The sequence below is a fragment of the Enorma burkinafasonensis genome, assembly GCF_902150035.1.
Lineage (GTDB): Bacteria > Actinomycetota > Coriobacteriia > Coriobacteriales > Coriobacteriaceae > Enorma > Enorma burkinafasonensis.
The window spans coordinates 43470-60193 of sequence record NZ_LR597503.1; the positions used below are offsets into that span (position 1 = coordinate 43470).

Below are 16724 nucleotides of genomic sequence, written 5' to 3' on the forward strand. Positions count from 1 at the left end.
TTCGAGTTGAGAAATGAATAAAAACGCGAACTTGGAGCATATAATCTCAGACCTACCCGCTCGAGCGCGGGTTGTTTGGCAGCTGGTATCGAAGGAAGGGAACGAATATGTCCAAGCCCATCGGCAAGCCCGACCGCATCGTGGTCGCCCTCGGCGGCAACGCCCTCGGCAACACGCCCGAGGAGCAGATCGAGCGCGTCAACAACACCGCCAAGGCGCTCCTGGGCCTCATCGAGCAGGGTAACGAGATCATCATCACCCACGGCAACGGCCCGCAGGTCGGCATGATCCAGAACGCCTTCGCCGCCGCCCATGAGGCCATCGGCACCCCGGCCATGGACCTGCCCGAGTGCGGCGCCATGAGCCAGGGCTACATCGGCTACCACCTGCAGCAGGGCATCGGTCGCGAGATGCACCGCCGCTACAAGCGCTGGCATGCCGCCACGGTCGTCACCCAGATCGAGTGCGATCCGGACGACCCCGCGTTCCAGAACCCCACGAAGCCCATCGGCCCGTTCCTCACCAAGGAGCAGGCTGACGCCCAGAAGGCCGAGCATCCCGAGATGACCTTCGTCGAGGACTCCGGCCGCGGCTGGCGCCGTGTGGTCGCCTCGCCCGAGCCCAAGAAGATCGTCGAGGCCGACTCGATCCTGAACCTGCTCGACAACGAGTTCATCGTCATCGCCTGCGGTGGCGGCGGCATCCCGGTCGTCCGCGACTACAACGACAAGGGCTGCTACAAGGGCGTCGCGGCCGTCATCGACAAGGACCTGGGCGGCGAGCTTCTGGCCGAGGACTGCGATGCGGACGTGCTGTTCCTGCTCACCGCCGTGGAGCACGTTGCCATCAACTTCGGCAAGCCCGACCAGAAGGAGCTCGAGGAGCTCACCGCCGACGAGGCCGAGCGCCTCGCCGACGAGGGCCAGTTCGGCAAGGGCTCCATGGAGCCGAAGGTCCGCGCGGCCATCAAGTTCGCGCGCAGCCGCAAGGGCCGTATGTGCATCATCGGCGCCCTCGACAAGGCCGCTGAGACCATGGCCGGTCTGTCCGGCACGCGCATCTACGCGTAGCGCCGCCGCACGGGGCCGCGCGAGACGCGGCCGCCTGGTAACAGCGTGATGAGCCCTGGGATCTAGGGTGAAGCGCCTCCCATTTCCTGGACCGCCCATACAGGTCCGGGGGATGGGAGGCTTTCTCATGTCTATCGACCTGCGAGACGGGCGCGATCGCGCTCGGGGAGCTGGCCGCCGGCCTCTGCAGCGCATCGATGGCGACCTGTGACATGAGGCCGAGGCGGAGCCCGAGCCCGAGGGGACGTGCTCCGAGATCATCCCGGATGTGGTTGGCAGCACTGCCCTTCGGCTGTAATTTCTCAAGTGACCCCGTTGACACGAACACATGTTCTTATATAATGCGGTTACTAGATGGACTGAGACGCCCGAATGATCATTGACAATAGTAACGCGAAACGATACTATGATTAGGTCATTTGGAGACAAGGATACCGAGCGGCTCTCCATGGGATCGCGCGTTTCGAGGTTCGTTGCGTTCGAGCGCGTCGCGTTGAGGAAGATTCGTCAGCTGCAAATCGCAAACGAGCTGTCCGACCTCAGGATTCCTCCGGGAAATCGTCTCGAGGCGTTGAGTGGAGATAGGGCGGGCCAGTTCAGCATCCGCATCAACGACCAGTTCCGGGTCTGTTTTCGATGAATCGAGGGAGGTGCCGAGGATGTCGAAATCGTCGACTACCACTGAGCCTGTCGGCGAGGGGGAGATGGTTGCCCCCATTACTCCGGGCGAGCTGCTGCGCGACGAGTTTCTCGTGCCCATGGGCATCTCGCAGTACCGCCTTGCCAAGGAGACGGGCATACCCGCGCAGCGCATCGGGCAGATCGTATTGGGGCGTCGCTCCGTGACCGCCGACACCGACCTAAGGCTCTGTCGTTTCTTCGGGTTGTCCGATGGGTATTGGTTGCGTGCGCAGGCGGCGCACGACATCGAGGTCGCTCGTCGTAAGCTTGAGCCTGAGCTCAGGAAGATACGGCCTCTCTCCAAGATTGCCGCGGCGCTGTAGCCCGCGCCATGCAAATCCCCGCCTTCGTGCGCTGTCGGGGCTACCAGACCGTGAACTGGGCGTTCTCGGTGTTCCAGTGGATGTCGCGGATGTAGTCACGCACCGCGGCGGCGTCGCGCGCCTCGAAGAGCTCGAGGATGCGGCGGTGCTCGTCGTTCGCCTTGCGCAGCAGCCGGTAGGCCTCCTCGCGGTCCACGGTGCTGTAGTCGCGCTTGATGAAGCAGCGTTCCAGCTGGCGGAGGAGCTCTATCAGGCGCTGGTTCCCGCAGAGGTGGTAGTAGGTGTAGTGGAACTCGCGCTGCAGGTCGTCGTACTTGAGCATGAGGCGGCTCTCGATGGCGAGGTCCATCGATCCCACGAGGAAGCGCATCTGCGCGACGGTGTCGTCGTCGAGTCTCGGGCAGGCGAGATAGGCCGCCTGGCCGTCGAGGGGCCCCATGATCTCGAAGACCTCGAGAGCGTTCTCGCGGTCGAACCCGCGCACGCGGAAGCCGCGGCGGGGGAGGTTGTCGAGGTAGCCGTCGCTCGCGAGCTGGATGAGCGCCTCGCGCACGGGGGTGCGCGAGACCCCCATGGCGTCGCAGATCGCCTGCTCGCTCACGCGGTCGCCGGCGGAGAGCTCGCCCGAGTCGATGCGGCCGGCGATGTAGGCGTAGACGTTGTCCTTGAGCGAGCTGTGCGGTGCGCCCATGCGGGCCTCCTTCACGGATGGGAATGCCGCGGCGCGTATACCGCACGCAACCCGTGGTCGAACGATGCCGCCCACAGTATATCAAGGCCGGGGAGCGGCCATATCGCACCGGCTGCGATTTAGCGAAACGCTCACCGACGTTTAGCTACCGTTCAGATTGTATACAATATACAACTGAGAAGCGGAGCCATAGGATGAGGGTGTCGAAAGGGGATGGAGGTCATCCCCGCACCGAGCTTTGGAGGTTCGATCCCATGACCAAGTTCAGCCACGTCATCATCCGCCGCCCCGGCAAGTCGCTCAGCAACGGCATCACGAGCGCCCCCGAGCTCGGCCAGCCCATCTACGAGCGCGCCATCGAGGAGCACTACGACTACGAGCACGCCCTCGAGCAGTGCGGCGTCGACGTGACGGTGCTCCCCGCCCTCGAGCAGTACCCCGACAGCTGCTTCGTCGAGGACCCGGCTGTCATCACCCGCTGCGGCGCCATCATCACCAACCCCGGCGCCGCGAGCCGCAACGGCGAGAAGGACGAGATCGAGCCGGTCATCCGCCGCTTCTTCGATGACGAGCACGTCAAGCACATCGAGGCCCCCGGCACGCTCGACGGCGGCGACGTCATGATGGTCGGCGACCACTTCTACGTCGGCCGCTCGGCCCGCACCAACGAGGAGGGCATCCGCCAGTTCTGCGAGATCCTCGCCGGCTGGGGCCTCGAGGGCTCCGAGGTCCCGCTGGAGGAGGTCCTGCACCTCAAGACCGGCGTGAACTACATCGAGAACAACAACATGCTCGTCTCGGGCGAGTTCATCGACAAGCCCGACTTCGCCCAGTACAACAAGATCGTCGTGCCCGAGGAGGAGGCCTACGGCGCGAACTGCATCTGGGTCAACGACACCGTGATCGTGGCCGAGGGCTACCCGACCGTCCTGAAGGCGGTCCAGGATCTGGGCTACAAGACGCTCGTGGTCGACACCTCCGAGTACCGCAAGGTCGACGGCGGCCTCTCCTGCCTGTCGCTGCGTTTCTAGCGCTCCCCGTCCGCGAGGGCCGGTGCACCGGAAAGCCGGTCACCGGCCCTTGTATTCTGTATACAACCTGTAAGAGATAGGAGTGATCATGGCTCAAGAGAGGGATAGCGCCGCGAGCGTGGGCGCCGACGGCATCATCGACCCCGAGGGCCTCGACCTCTTCCGCCTTACCATGATGGTGATCACCGCGAGCATCTGCGGCGGCATCTTCTCGCTGGCCGGCGACATGGCCGCCGGCGGCGCCAACTCCGGTGCGGTCATCGTGTCGTGGGCGATCTGCTTCATCGGCGTGTTCGCGCTCATGATGGTGTTCAACGGGCTCTCGCAGGCGCGGCCCAAGCTCACCGGCGGCATCTACGCCTACGCCGCCGCGGGCTTCGGCGACTACGTGGGCTTCAACTCGGCGTGGGGCTACTGGATCAGCGCGTGCCTGTCCAACGTGAGCTTCGCGCTTCTGCTGTTCAGCGCGCTCGGCTACTTCTTCCCGGCGTTCGAGGCCGGCAACAACGTGCTCTCGATCGTGTGCGCGAGCATTTTCCTGTGGGTGCTCACCTTCCTGGTGACGCGCGGCGTGAAGGAGGCGGCGGGCATCAACGTCATCGTGACGCTCGCCAAGCTCGTCCCGCTCGGCCTGTTCGTGCTGTCCATCATCCTTCTGGGCAAGTTCGACGCCGCCATCTTCATGGACAACTTCTGGGGCGAGCCCGGGGGTCCGAGCTTCGGCGACCAGGTGGTCTCGACGATGATCGCGCTCGTGTGGGTGTTCACCGGCATCGAGGGCGCCGTGGTGATCTCGGGCCGCGCGAAGTACGTGAAGGACGTCGGCCGCGCGACGGCGCTCGGGTTCATCGCCGTGTTCGTACTGTACCTCCTCATCTCGCTGCTCTCGCTCGGCATCATGCCGCGCGCCGAGATGGCCGAGCTCGCGACGCCCTCCATGGCGGGCATCCTGGAGCACGCCATCGGGCCCGTGGGCGCCGCGGTGGTGAACCTCGGCGTGATCCTGTCGCTCGTGGGAGCTATGCTCGGCTACGTCATCATCGCCGCCGAGACGCCCTTCGAGGCCGCGCGCCAGGGCACGTTCCCGCTCGCGTTCGCGAAGACCAACGAGCAGGGCGCCCCCATCGTGACCGTGCTGGTGAGCTCGGGCATCACCCAGCTCTTCCTCATCCTCTCGGTGATCGCGGCGAGCACCTACCAGTTCTTCTACACCTGCGCGGTCAACACGATCCTGATCCCGTACGTGTGCTCGGCCGCCTACTACATGGTCATCGGCTGGAAGAACGAGGGGCTCGACGGCCCGCGCGCCCCCAAGCTCTGGGTCGCGCGGCTCTTCGGCACCCTGGGCTTCATCTACACCATCTTCCTGGTGTGGTCGACCGGGCTGCAGGGCGTCATGATCACGACCATCCTCTTCGCCCCGGCCATCGTGGTGTACGCCCTCGGCGAGCGCGGCCGCGGCAAGCCGGTGCTGCCGCTCGCGCACGACAAGGTCATCGCCGCCGTCGTGGTCGTCGTCGCGATCATCTCCCTCTACCTGCACTTCACGGGTATCGCGCCCATCGTGTAGTCGCAAGGGCACCCGAGCGCTACACTGGTTCCAACGGCCGGGTGCCGAGCGCCCGGTGCCGTGCCCGCGCGCGACCGCGTGCGGGCACGGGTGTCTGGAAGCACAGGAATCGGGAGGGAAACCATGTTCTGTCCTCATTGCGGCGCACAGCTGCCGGACGGGTCGGCGTTCTGCGGCAACTGCGGCTCGCCGCTTGCCGCCGCGAACACCGCCGCCCAGCCCGCGGCGCCCAGCCAGCCCGCGCAGGGCGCCCAGCCCGCCGGTGCCTACCCGCCGAGCGTGCCCCCGCAGGGGCCCGTCGTCGCGGGCGGCCAGGGGCCCAAGCGCCCCTTCCACGTGACGCGCGGCATGACCATCGGCGTGCTCGCCGTGGGCGTCGTCGCCATCGTCGCGATCGTGCTCGCGGTGACGGGCGTCTTCGGCGGCGGGAAGCGCGGCAGCGCCGAGTCGGTCGCCGACAGTGTCGAGTCCGTGTACAACGACCTGCTCTCGAGTGACCTCGACAGCGACGCGTGGGCGCGCTTCAGCAACGGCCTGGTCGACCTCATGCATGATGATGCCGTGCGCGCCGGCATGGAGCAGATGGGCTACGACAGCGAGGAGGAGTTCGGCGAGGATCTGGGCGGCGCTCTGGGCTCGGCGATGAGTTACGCCTCCGGTGCACTCGACATGGTCGACCTCTCCATCGAGGTCGAGGTCGGCGACCACATGAGCGCGAGCGAGATCTCGTCGATGAACGACAACCTCGACTACATGGGGCTCGACTTCGAGATTGATGACGCCTACGAGCTCGATGCGAGCATAACGGCGACGCTGCTCGAGGACTACGGCGGCTACGAGGCCGGCGAGACGCAGTCGCAGGACATGGGTTCCACGGGCCTGAGCGCGGTCGAGATCGACGGCTCCTGGTACCTCTGGGGCAACTAGCGGCCTGTCGCGGCGAGACGGCGCGAAGGGAACCTGAACGATGGGGCGTCGCATCCGCGGCGCCCTTCTCATATCGAGGGCCGTCCCGAGGCGGCCCGCGCCCGGGCCCGCGCCCGCGCTACGCCGTGAACTCCCAGCAGGCGGACGCCTGCGAGAGCACGCGCGAGAGCTGCCAGGTGCGGGCGCTGCGGTAGCTGCTGTTGGGGTCGTGGACGGTGACCATGCCGCGCTCGTCGATGCCCGAGAGCACGATGAAGTGGCCGGTCGTGGTGAAGTCGCCGGGGCCCATCGCGCAGATGACCGGATGGCCGGCCCGGAGCGCCTCGGTGACGGCTGCCGACGAGACCTGGATGCCGTTGCCGTCGATCCCGAGGCCCTCGGCGCCCTCGGACATGAAGCGCCACTCGGTCGCGCCGGTGGGCGCGTAGTTGCCCTCGTCGGCATAGGCGGCCATGCGCGCTGGCGTGTACGACGTGTCGCCCGTGAGGTAGATGTAGACCATCGTGAGGCAGGTGGGGCCGCAGCCGTTGATGGCGACCGTCCCGCCCGCATAGGGCTTGGTGCTCCAGACGGGGTCGATCTGGTAGAGGTAGGGCATCGAGCCCTGCGACCATTCCGTCGAGGGGGTCGAGAGCGGCAGGCTGCCGGCGTCGAGCGGGGCGATGTCGAGCTGACGCGCCTCGCTCGCAGCATCCGCGCCGACGGGCGCGGCGAAAAAGAGGGCCGAGGCGAGCCAGACGGCGAGCGCGCCGCATGCGGAGGTGGCGATGGCGCGCGAAATGCTCACCGAGCCGTCGCCGTGCCCTCCCGACCACGCGCGCGACTGCCGGTGCGAGCCGTAGCGCGAGGCGCCGGCGAACGAGACGCGGTGGCCGCCGTAGGAGTGGGTGAGGTAGCACGAGCCGCCCCGACGGGACGCGCGCGAGAAGAGACCGCCCACCGCGGATCCGATGGCGCCGAGGAGCGCGGCGAGCGCGGCGACGACGGTGCCGGCGACCATGAGGGCGACCTTGCCGGCGCCCTGGGCGCGCGCGGTACCCGGGGACCCGCCGCGTGGCCGGCTTCCCGCTGCCGGGCCCGTCCCCGCCCGCGCGCCGCCGCGGCGCCCGTCGCCACGGCGCGTTCCCGCGGGGTTCGATGGCGGTCGCGCGCCCGCGGGGCCCGTGGCCGTGCGCGTGCCCGCCCGCGCGCCTTGGGAGGGGCGCTTCCGCGGGGCGGGGGAGTCGCCTGCAGGGAGGTCCGTCACGCCTGCCCCACCGGCGCGGCGGGGAGGCTTGTCGTCGTAGAGGGTGCCCTGGTGGATGCGACTGCGGGAGGGGGCGCCCGTGCGCTGCCGCTCGGGGGAGGGGGCCTGCCCGCGGGCCGCGCCGAAGGACGCGAGCCGCGCCGAGCGCGAGGTCGCCTGCCCGGCGGCGCTCAGGGACTCGCGGCCGGGCGCGGACCTTCGGGCGCCGGGGGCGGAGGGCGGCATGCGGTCGCCGTCGGATCGCCGACGTTCAGCCATCGTCCCTCCTTCCCTTGCGTATCCGCACCATACTACCGCATGGCGCCGTGCCGGCATAGGCGTGGGCGCCGCCACCGCGCGCGGTGGGCCGGCGGGCCGCGCCGGATGGTTCGGATGGGCGCCCGTGGGGCATAATGGGGGACAGCCGGCGCCGCGCCGCGCTTGGCGCTCGCGCGCGAGCCGCCCGGCGGAAAGGATCGACATGCCCGCACTCATCACGCACCGCCTGTTTGGCGAGGAGAGCATCGACGCCCTGCCCCAGGGCATCATCGGCACCGAGGACGAGCGGATCGCCTTCCTAATCGCCAACCAGGGGCCCGACCCCTACTTCTTCCGCGTGCGCACGCCGCGCCTCGCCTCGTGCATGGAGCTCGCCCGCGCCATGCACCGCTGCCGCCCCTCGCGCCAGTTCGCCGCGCTCCGCGACGGCGTGAGCCACCTGCAGCGCCATGACGCGGCACTCGGGCGCGCCTTCGCGCTCGGCCTGCTGTCGCACTACGAGCTCGACCGCACGGCGCACCCCTTCGTCTACGCGCAGCAGTGGGGCGTGCAGGGTACCGACGAGAGCCTCGAGGGCGTGGGGAGCCAGGTCCACGCCATCATCGAGAGCGACCTCGACGTGCTCATGCTCCAGCTCAAGCGCGACGGCGCGACGGTCGCGGACTACCCGCCCGAGAGCGCGCTTATCACCTCCAAGCGCATCGACAAGGTCGCCGGCACCCTCATGAGCTTCATCGGCCTCAAGGTCTATGGCCTCACGGTCGGCGCGGCGGAGTACGGCCGGTCCGTGGCGGACATGCGGATGGCCTACCGCGCGATCGAGCCGGCGGGCTCGCCGCTCTCGAACGTCATCGACTTCGCGGAGACCGCGGCGCGCGGGGCGTCGCTGCTCGCCTCGCTCGCGCACCGCGTCACGACCGTCCAGCCGTACCGCGCGGGCAACATGGGGCACCTGAGCTGGAGCGACCCGTTCACCGGCGAGGAGTCGCACGAGAGCTTCCCCGAGGTCTTCGAGCGCGCCCTCGCGGGCTACCGCGACGCCGCCGCACGCTTCATCGAGTCCGACGACATGGAGGGTCTGACGCGCCACCTCAACTACTCCGGCCGCCCACTCGACGTCTGCGAGGAGTACGAGCGGGACGAGTAGCGCCGGCGGCGCCATGCGGATGCCGCCCGCGGCGGGACGCCGCGCCGTCCGTTACGGAATCATGATGTTCATGCGGGCCGTGCTGCTCTACCATAGAGCGGTATGGCCCGCGGACGCTGCATGCCGCGGCCTGCCGCCGCGCCCGCGCGCGGCGTCCACATGATCTCGGAGGGGACGGCGATGAACTACACCAAGCTCGAGCGCAACTGGGTTATGTACGACGTGGGCAACTCCGCGCTCGTGCTCTTCAACACCTCGGTGGTGCCCATCTACTTCGACGCCATCAACACGGCGGCGAACTCCGCCGAGCTCGTGACCGCCTGGGCGAACGCCCAGACCGTCGCGTCGCTCGTCGTGGCGCTCCTCATGCCCATCCTGGGCTCGCTCGCCGATTTCGCAGGCAACAAGATCAAGTTCTTCCTCGGGTTCTTCCTGACGGGCCTCGTGCTCTGCCTTGCGCAGGCCATCCCCATGGGGGCGATGCCGTTTCTCGTGGTGTACGTGCTGTGCACCATCGGGCTCAACTCGTCGATGACGTTCTACGACGCGATGCTGCCGGATGTCACCACCGACGAGCGGATGGACGCCGTGTCGTCGTCCGGTTACGCGTGGGGCTACATCGGCTCGTGCGTGCCGTTCATCGTGTGCATCGCGCTCATCCTGGGCGGGCCCGCGGCCCTCGACCTCGACATGCTCCTCTGCGTGCGCGTGGCGTTCGTCATCACCGGCCTTTGGTGGCTCGCCTTCACGCTGCCGCTCATCAGGACCTACCGCCAGCGCTACGCCAAGGAGCTCGCCCCCGGCGAGACCTTCGCGAGCGAGGTGCGCCGCACCATCACCGGTCTGGGCACCACGATGCGCCGCATCGCGAAGGACCGCGCCATCCTCATCTACATGGTCGCGTTCTTCTTCTACATCGACGGCGTGCACACGGTCATCTCGATGGCGACGACCTACGGCACCTCGCTCGGCATCGACTCGACGCAGCTCATCCTGGCGCTCCTCGTGACGCAGTTCGTGGCGTTCCCCTCGGCCATCGCCTACGGCAAGCTCGCCAAGAGCCAGGGCACGCTCAAGATGATCATCGTCGCGGTGGCGGCCTACGTGGTCATCGTGCTGTTCGCCGCGTTCTTTCTGAAGTCGGCTGTCGAGTTCTGGATCCTCGCGATCGTGGTGGGCATGTTCCAGGGCGGCATCCAGGCGCTCTCGCGCAGCTACTTCGGCAAGCTCATCCCCAAGGAGCGCGCCAACGAGTACTACGGCTTCTTCGATATCTTCGGGCGCTACGCCTCCGTGATGGGAACTCTGCTAGTATCTGTCGTGACATCGCTCACGGGGGATGCTTCTTTAGGAGTGCTTTCCATCGGGATCCTTTTGGTCGTGGGCTTTGTCATGCTCATCCGGCTTTCCCGCATCAAGGGCATGGCCTAGGGGCCGGGCGCGACGGCCCCGCTCGCCTTCCCCGGGCGCTTCGCCTGCGGGTATGTCGGATGCGCATCCAGTAAAGCCCTCCGACATAGAAGGTGAATGCCATGAAATCGAATGACGTGGCCCGCATAGGGGTCATCGCCGCCGTGTACGCGGCCTGCACGCTGATCGCGCTCATGTTCTTGGGCAGCTTGGCGTGGGGGCCCATCCAGTTCCGCGTGTCCGAGGCGCTCTGCGCGCTCGCGCTCTTCACGCCGGCCGCCGTGCCCGGGCTCACGCTCGGCTGCGCGATCGCCAACGTCGCGAACATCGCGCTCTCGGGCACGGGCATGCTGGGGCTGCTCGACGTCGTGTTCGGGTCCGCCGCCACCTGCGCCGGCGCCTGGTTCACGTGGAAGATGAGAAAGCGCCCCCTGGTCGCGCTCGCCGGCCCCGTGATCGCCAACGCGCTCATCGTCCCGGCCTACCTGCCGATCCTGCTCCAGGCCACCGGCTTCTACACCATCCCCTTCACCTCGATCTCGCTCGATGGCGCCTGGCCGCTCATGTACCTCTTCGGCTTGGTGACCACGGGTGCCGGCGAAGCGGTTATCATGTATGTGCTGGGGTACCCCCTCGCGCAGTCGCTCGCGCGCTCGCCCTACTTCAAGGAGCTCTCGCCCTTCGGGCGCAGGGCATAAGGGCACGTTACCGCCCGCGCGCCCGGGGTGCCGAACGTGCACTTGCGGCCGGCGCCGCGCGCCTGCCGGGAAAGGTCGCGCCATGGAGCCGGTCATCGTGATCCCCACCTATTGGGCGAGCGCTCGCGCCGATGCGCGGGCCTTCGGCTCCTACGACCATGCGACCCTGCTCGACAGCCCCTCCCCCGAGCTCGACCGCTGCCTCGCGTCCCTCGAGCAGGTGCACGATGTCGCGCCCATCGTGCTGCTCGTGGTGTGCCCGCTCTCGGCGACCGGGGAGGTCGTCCGCCGCGTGGGGAAGATCGTCGAGGCGCACCCGTCGCTTGCCATCACGACCGTGACCAACGACGAGGCCGCGCTTGTCATGGAGGAGGTCGAGCGCATCGCGCCGCGCGGGGCGGGCGAGTGCGTGTCGCTGCGCGGCTACGGGGCGATCCGCAACATGGGGCTCGCCGTTGCCGCCATCCAGGGGCGCGACACGGTGGTCTTCCTCGATGACGACGAGGTCGCCATCGACTCCGCGTTCATGGCCGAGGCCCGCTACGCGCTCGGGCACGAGACGCGCCAGGGGCTCCCCATCCTGGCGAAGAGCGGCTACTACTACAACGAGGCGGGCTCCCCCTTCGCCGACGAGGGCAAGGTGGGGCCCGGCATGCGCTGGTGGACCCGCCGCGCCGAGTTCAACGAGTGGATGCGCCGCGCGCTCGGGGGAACGCGCATCTCGCGCTCGAACTACCTGTGCGGCGGCTGCTGCGCGCTTTCGGCCCGCGCCTTCACGCGGGTGGCCTTCGACCCCTACATCACGCGCGGCGAGGACCTCGACTACCTGTGCAACCTGCGCCTCCACGGCCTCGACGTGTGGTTCGACAACGCGTGGGCCGTCAGGCACCTGCCGCCTTCGGGCGAGGGAGGCGCCCAGCGCTTCATGGCCGACGTCTACCGGTGGTACTACGAGCGCGCGAAGCTCGCGGACGCGAGTCGCCGCAACGACCTGACCTCGGTCACCGCCGCGTCGCTCATGCCCTATCCGGGGCCGTGGTTCTCTGACGAGCTCGACGCGCGCGTGCGCAAGACGGCCCTCGCCCGGGCGCTCACCACCTCCGAGCGCGGGGCCTACTGGGACATCTACCGGCACGGCAAGGACCAGGCCGAGCGCTATGCGAGCGAGCATCGCGGCAACTATCTGCGCATCCAGAGCTTCTGGCCCGCTATCATGGATGGCCTGTGGAACAACACCGCCCTCGCTTCCCGTCTGGAGGATCGCCGATGAGCATACGCGGCCCCCGCCCCGTGCGACGCCTTGAGATCCCCTCGCTGCTCTGGGCATGCGTGGCCCTGATCGCCTTTTTCGTGGTGGTCTACCTCGCCACACTGCTCGCGACCGGCCTGGACTCCGCGCTCGCGGCGGGGCTCTGCGTGCTGTTCACGCTGTTCGCCGCCTTCTGCGCCTACCTGGCGTTCAACCCCGACATGCTGCGCTCGCAGTACACCGAGGCCACGCTCTCCATGGCGTCGGACATGCTCGAGGACCTGCAGGTGGGCCTCACGCCCGAGAGCGCCGAGGCCATCTGCCGGCGCCTTCTGCCCGAGACCCACGCGAGCACCATCGCCGTGACCGACGAGACGCACGTGCTCGCCTGCGTGGGCGCCATGGTGCGCGACTTCCCGCCGGGCTCGCTCATCCACACGCCGGCGACCCACTACGTGCTCGAGCACGGCATCATCCAGTCGTTCACGCAGGAGCGGGTCTCGGTCGAGAACGGCCGCTCGTGCGAGATCCCCGCTGGCATCATCGCGCCGGTCAAGGTGCGCGGGCGCGCGGTGGGCACGCTCAAGTTCTACTTCAGCAGCCCGCACGCGGTGAACCGCACCCAGTACGCGCTCGTCTCGGGCTTCGCCGAGCTCATCTCGACGCAGCTCGCCATCCACGAGCTCGAGCTCCAGGAGGAGCTCACGGCCCGCGCCGAGGTGCGCGCGCTCCAGGCGCAGATCAACCCGCACTTCCTCTTCAACACGCTCAACACCATCGCGTCGTTCACGCGCACCGACCCCGCGCGCGCCCGCGAGCTGCTGCGCGAGTTCTCGTCGTTCTACCGCTCGACGCTCGACAACTCCGGCTCGCTCATCCCCATCTCGCGCGAGATCGCCCAGACGCGGCGCTACCTCATGTTCGAGAAGGCGCGCTTCGGCGAGGACCGCATCGCCGACGAGTTCTCCATCGAGGAGGGCGTCGAGGACACGCTCGTGCCGGCCTTCGTGGTGCAACCGCTGGTGGAGAACGCCGTACGGCACGCCATGAAGGACGAGGGGGCGCTCCACATCCGCGTGACGGTGCGCGGCTGCGAGGGGGACGCCCTCTCCATCGAGGTCGCCGACGACGGCGCCGGCATGGACGAGGAGACCGCGGCCCGGCTCTTCGACGCGTCGATGCCCAAGCTCGACACCTCGGCGCCCCAAGGCGGCGGCGCGGGCGTGGCGATGCGCAACATCTCCGAGCGCATCAAGCGCTTCTACGGGCCGCGCTCGTTCGCGCGCGTCGACTCGCGCCCGGGCGAGGGCACCACCATCACCTTGCATCTGGATTTGCTGCAGAGTATCTTCGATGAGGGGTAAAATACTGCTATTCATGAATGATGCGCGCTGGTTTGCGCTTGCAGATGAATAGATGAAGGGATCACAAGCCTATGCTGCGTGCGATGATCGTCGATGACGAGGCTCCTGCCCGCTCTGAATTGAGGTTTCTGCTCGAGCAGACGGGCAAGATCAACTCGATCACCGAGGCGTCGAGCGTCCGCTCCGCGATCGAGATGCTCATGGGGAGCCGCGTGGACGTGGTTTTCCTCGACATCTCCATGCCGGGCGCCTCGGGCCTCCAGCTCGCCGAGGCCCTGCATAAGCTCAAGAACCCGCCCGCGATCGTGTTCGTGACCGCCTACAGCGACCATGCCGTCGAGGCGTTCGACGTCGACGCGGTCGACTACCTGCTCAAGCCCGTCGAGGAGGCCCGTCTCGACCAGGCGATCGAGAAGGTCCTCACGCGCGTGAAGCCCCAGGCGGAGAGCAAGGCCACCATCGAGCGCATCCCGGTCGAGAAGGGCGGGCGCAAGGTGCTCATCCCCGTCGACCAGATTCGCTACATCATGGCGAAGGACGACTACTCCTGCATCTTCACCGATGACGACCGCTTCCTCTCCACCACCTCGCTCGCCCAGTTCGAGGCGAAGCTGTGCGACTTCGGCTTCTTCCGCGTTCATCGCCGCTACATCGTGAACCTCGCCTGCGTCGAGGACGTCGAGACGGTGCCCTCGGGCGCCATCCAGCTCGGCATCACCGGCGTGGAGGACCGCGTCCCGGTGAGCCGCCGCCGCGTCGTGCCGCTCAAGAAAGCGCTCAGCCTGTAGGAGGTGCCCGTGGTCGAGCAGAACGAGCAGCCCGTACCCCGTCGCGTCGACGTCATCTCCGACACGCACGGCCGCCTCTCCGACGCGCTCCTGGCCGAGCTCAAGGGCGCCGACCTGATCGTCCATGCGGGCGACATCACCTCCGAGGAGGACTGGGAGCACCTGAAGATGCTCGGCCCCATCGTCGCCGTCTTAGGCAACAACGACTACTTCCGCGAGTACGGCCCCGAGGTCCAGCGGCTCGCCCGCTTCACCTACGAGGGGCTCGACTTCGCTGTCGCGCACTACCGCGAGGACCTGCCGCTCCGCGAGGTCGATGTCGCGGTGTGCGGGCACACGCACCGCGCGGTGATCTCCGAGGTGGGGAAGTGCCTCGTGGTGAACCCCGGATCGCCCACCTTCCCGCGCGGCGGGCGCGGCCCCAGCATGGCGCGCCTCACGGTGGCCGCCGGGCGCGTGCTCACGGCAGATATCGTCGACCTGGCGCGCGACAGCTTCTGGTAGGGAGCGTCTCGACGCCCCGTGGGGGCTCCGCGGATCCCCTCCATAAAATGATCCCAAATTCCCCTTGCGCGCACGCGCGGCTCTTGGTACACTTGCTCTCGCAGCATTTGCTGAGGGGAGTTAGCTCAGTTTGGTTAGAGCGCCGGCCTGTCACGTCGGAGGTCGCGGGTTCGAGCCCCGTACTTCCCGCCATTGCATGTAAAGCCCCGCCTTGCGCGGGGCTTTTGCATATTCGGAGGCATCGGTCCGCGTCGGGGCACGGCGCGGCGACCGGCGTCTGGAGAGGGAGCCATGTACATCTCGAGGAAGACCGACTACGCCCTGCGCATGCTTTCGCTGCTCGTCTCCCGCGAGGGGGAGCCGCTTTCGGTGAGGGTCGCTGCCGACCAGGTGGACGTGCCCTATTCCTTCGCCCGCTCCATCCAGCACGCCCTCACGCAGGCCGGTATCGTCGAAAGCGTCCGCGGCGTCCACGGCGGCATGCGCCTCAAGGCCGATCCCGCCGAGGTTCCCATGCTCGACGTCATCCGCGCCGTCGAGGGCGACCTCGCGCTCAACGAGTGCACGGCGCCCGACGGCGCGTGCGCGCGCATGTCCGTCTGCTGCTACCATCCGCTCTGGCTCGGCGCGGAGCGGCTGCTCGAGAGCTACTTCGGCTCGGTCTCGCTTGCCGACGTGGTGCTGTGGAAGCGCTTCCCGGCGGTCGACGCGGCGTTCAGCGACCCGGCCTCCTTCATCCAGTATGCCGACTGCGCCTCGCTCAGGGCGCACGGCGAAGCGCGCTGATGGCCGCCGATTCCGCCGAGGCGTTCCGGTCCCTCGTCCGCGCCGAGGGCCGTCGGCTCTACCGCGACCTGCCCTGGCGCAGGACGCGCGACCCCTACCGCATCTGGCTCTCCGAGGTGATGCTGCAGCAGACGCAGGTCGCCCGGGTCGAGCAGCGCATGCCCGCGTGGCTCGACCGGTTCCCCACCATCGAGGCGCTCGCCGCGGCGCCCGTGGCGGACGTGCTCGCGGCATGGCAGGGGATGGGCTACAACCGGCGCGCCCTCGCGCTCAGGCAGGCCGCCTGCGACGTGGTCGAGCGCCATGGCGGCATCATGCCGCGCGACGCGGCCGCTCTGCGGGCGCTGCCCGGTATCGGGCCCGCCACCGCCCAGGGCATCCGCTCGTTCGCCTTCGACCTGCCGGGCGTGTACCTCGAGACCAACGTGCGCACGGTCTTTCTGCACCACTTCTTCCCCGATGTCCCCGGCGTTCCCGACCGCGAGCTCGTGCCGCTCATCGAGGCGACCTGCCCGGGCCCCATGCCTGAGGCGGCCGAGCGCGACGGGGGTGCGGAGACCGCCCGCTTCGCGCTGCCTCAGGATGCTGAGGACACGCCGCGCGCGTGGTACTACGCCCTTCTTGACTACGGCGCCCAGCTCAAGAAGGAGCTTCCCAACCCGTCCAGGCGCTCGGCGGGCTACACGCGCCAGTCGCGCTTCGAGGGCTCGCGGCGCCAGAAGCGCGCCGAGATCGTGCGGATCCTTCTGGACGCGCACCGCGACGGACACGGCCTCGCGCTCGAGGAGGTCATCGGCGCGCTCGACCGGGTGGAGCGCGCGGCGTCCCGGCCGCCGGTCGAGGCGAAGCTCGTCGAGGAGCTGCTCGACGCGCTGGTAGCCGAGGGGTTCTGCGCGGTCGACGGGGATGCGGCGGCGGGTGCCGACGGCCGCGTGTGGACGATTGCGTAATTTTGACGCTGTCCTAATAAGGAATTGGAAC

The 16724-nt window shown here is 68.3% G+C and carries 17 protein-coding genes and 1 tRNA gene; 16 read left to right on the plus strand and 2 right to left on the minus strand.

The features are described from left to right. Window positions 1-107 precede the first annotated feature (107 nt). The 3 genes from arcC (at window position 108) to FS885_RS02650 (ending at window position 2074) form a co-directional block, all read left to right on the plus strand. The gene (gene arcC / locus FS885_RS02640) at window positions 108-1070 is read left to right on the plus strand and encodes a carbamate kinase (protein WP_144743462.1); all 963 of its coding nucleotides are present in this window, start codon (window positions 108-110) and stop codon (window positions 1068-1070) included. Between the two features lie 448 nt (window positions 1071-1518). Further along, complete coding sequence (locus FS885_RS02645; RefSeq protein WP_425458921.1) at window positions 1519-1710, plus strand: type II toxin-antitoxin system RelE/ParE family toxin; 192 nt, start codon at window positions 1519-1521, stop codon at window positions 1708-1710. Window positions 1711-1729: 19 nt separating this feature from the next. After that, window positions 1730-2074, plus strand: coding sequence for a HigA family addiction module antitoxin (locus FS885_RS02650; protein WP_144743464.1), 345 nt, complete (start codon window positions 1730-1732; stop codon window positions 2072-2074). Window positions 2075-2114: 40 nt separating this feature from the next. On the opposite strand, the gene FS885_RS02655 is transcribed toward FS885_RS02650, so the two are convergent. Further along, window positions 2115-2765 (minus strand): GntR family transcriptional regulator, encoded by a 651-nt coding sequence (locus FS885_RS02655; protein WP_144743465.1) that lies wholly within the window; start codon window positions 2763-2765, stop codon window positions 2115-2117. Between the two features lie 254 nt (window positions 2766-3019). Between FS885_RS02655 and FS885_RS02660 the strand changes: the two genes are divergently transcribed. From FS885_RS02660 to FS885_RS10015, 3 genes are all read left to right on the plus strand, one after another. After that, window positions 3020-3796, plus strand: coding sequence for a dimethylarginine dimethylaminohydrolase family protein (locus FS885_RS02660; RefSeq protein WP_144743466.1), 777 nt, complete (start codon window positions 3020-3022; stop codon window positions 3794-3796). Window positions 3797-3884: 88 nt separating this feature from the next. Next, window positions 3885-5366, plus strand: a complete 1482-nt coding sequence (locus tag FS885_RS02665; RefSeq protein ID WP_144743467.1) for a basic amino acid/polyamine antiporter — start codon at window positions 3885-3887, stop codon at window positions 5364-5366. A 123-nt stretch (window positions 5367-5489) separates the two neighbouring features. Next, window positions 5490-6293: a zinc ribbon domain-containing protein gene (locus FS885_RS10015; RefSeq protein ID WP_222419868.1), complete on the plus strand. Its 804-nt coding sequence runs from the start codon at window positions 5490-5492 to the stop codon at window positions 6291-6293. A 118-nt stretch (window positions 6294-6411) separates the two neighbouring features. On the opposite strand, the gene FS885_RS10065 is transcribed toward FS885_RS10015, so the two are convergent. Beyond that, window positions 6412-7797: a C39 family peptidase gene (locus FS885_RS10065; protein ID WP_246060740.1), complete on the minus strand. Its 1386-nt coding sequence runs from the start codon at window positions 7795-7797 to the stop codon at window positions 6412-6414. Window positions 7798-7999: 202 nt separating this feature from the next. Here FS885_RS10065 and FS885_RS02680 point away from each other — a divergent pair, with 202 nt between their 5' ends. The 10 genes from FS885_RS02680 (at window position 8000) to FS885_RS02725 (ending at window position 16693) form a co-directional block, all read left to right on the plus strand. Then, window positions 8000-8944: a zinc dependent phospholipase C family protein gene (locus tag FS885_RS02680; RefSeq protein ID WP_144743468.1), complete on the plus strand. Its 945-nt coding sequence runs from the start codon at window positions 8000-8002 to the stop codon at window positions 8942-8944. A gap of 180 nt (window positions 8945-9124) precedes the next feature. Then, window positions 9125-10375, plus strand: coding sequence for an MFS transporter (locus tag FS885_RS02685; RefSeq protein WP_144743590.1), 1251 nt, complete (start codon window positions 9125-9127; stop codon window positions 10373-10375). A 101-nt stretch (window positions 10376-10476) separates the two neighbouring features. After that, a complete protein-coding gene (locus FS885_RS02690; RefSeq protein WP_144743469.1) occupies window positions 10477-11052 on the plus strand; it encodes a QueT transporter family protein in 576 nt (191 codons plus the stop codon). An 82-nt stretch (window positions 11053-11134) separates the two neighbouring features. Continuing rightward, window positions 11135-12322, plus strand: a complete 1188-nt coding sequence (locus FS885_RS02695) for a glycosyltransferase (RefSeq protein WP_144743470.1) — start codon at window positions 11135-11137, stop codon at window positions 12320-12322. Further along, window positions 12319-13665, plus strand: coding sequence for a sensor histidine kinase (locus tag FS885_RS02700; RefSeq protein WP_144743471.1), 1347 nt, complete (start codon window positions 12319-12321; stop codon window positions 13663-13665). The genes FS885_RS02695 and FS885_RS02700 overlap by 4 nt, the downstream gene beginning before the upstream one ends. A 71-nt stretch (window positions 13666-13736) precedes the next feature. Next, entirely contained in the window at window positions 13737-14453 is a 717-nt protein-coding gene (locus tag FS885_RS02705) for a LytR/AlgR family response regulator transcription factor (RefSeq protein ID WP_144743472.1), read from the plus strand. A 9-nt stretch (window positions 14454-14462) separates the two neighbouring features. Beyond that, window positions 14463-14957 (plus strand): metallophosphoesterase family protein, encoded by a 495-nt coding sequence (locus tag FS885_RS02710; protein ID WP_144743473.1) that lies wholly within the window; start codon window positions 14463-14465, stop codon window positions 14955-14957. A 114-nt stretch (window positions 14958-15071) separates the two neighbouring features. Further along, a tRNA-Asp gene (locus tag FS885_RS02715) sits at window positions 15072-15149 on the plus strand. Between the two features lie 99 nt (window positions 15150-15248). Next, window positions 15249-15743: an RrF2 family transcriptional regulator gene (locus FS885_RS02720; RefSeq protein WP_144743474.1), complete on the plus strand. Its 495-nt coding sequence runs from the start codon at window positions 15249-15251 to the stop codon at window positions 15741-15743. Beyond that, window positions 15743-16693: an HhH-GPD family protein gene (locus FS885_RS02725; RefSeq protein WP_144743475.1), complete on the plus strand. Its 951-nt coding sequence runs from the start codon at window positions 15743-15745 to the stop codon at window positions 16691-16693. Before FS885_RS02720 ends, FS885_RS02725 begins: the two co-directional genes overlap by 1 nt. Window positions 16694-16724 lie beyond the last annotated feature (31 nt).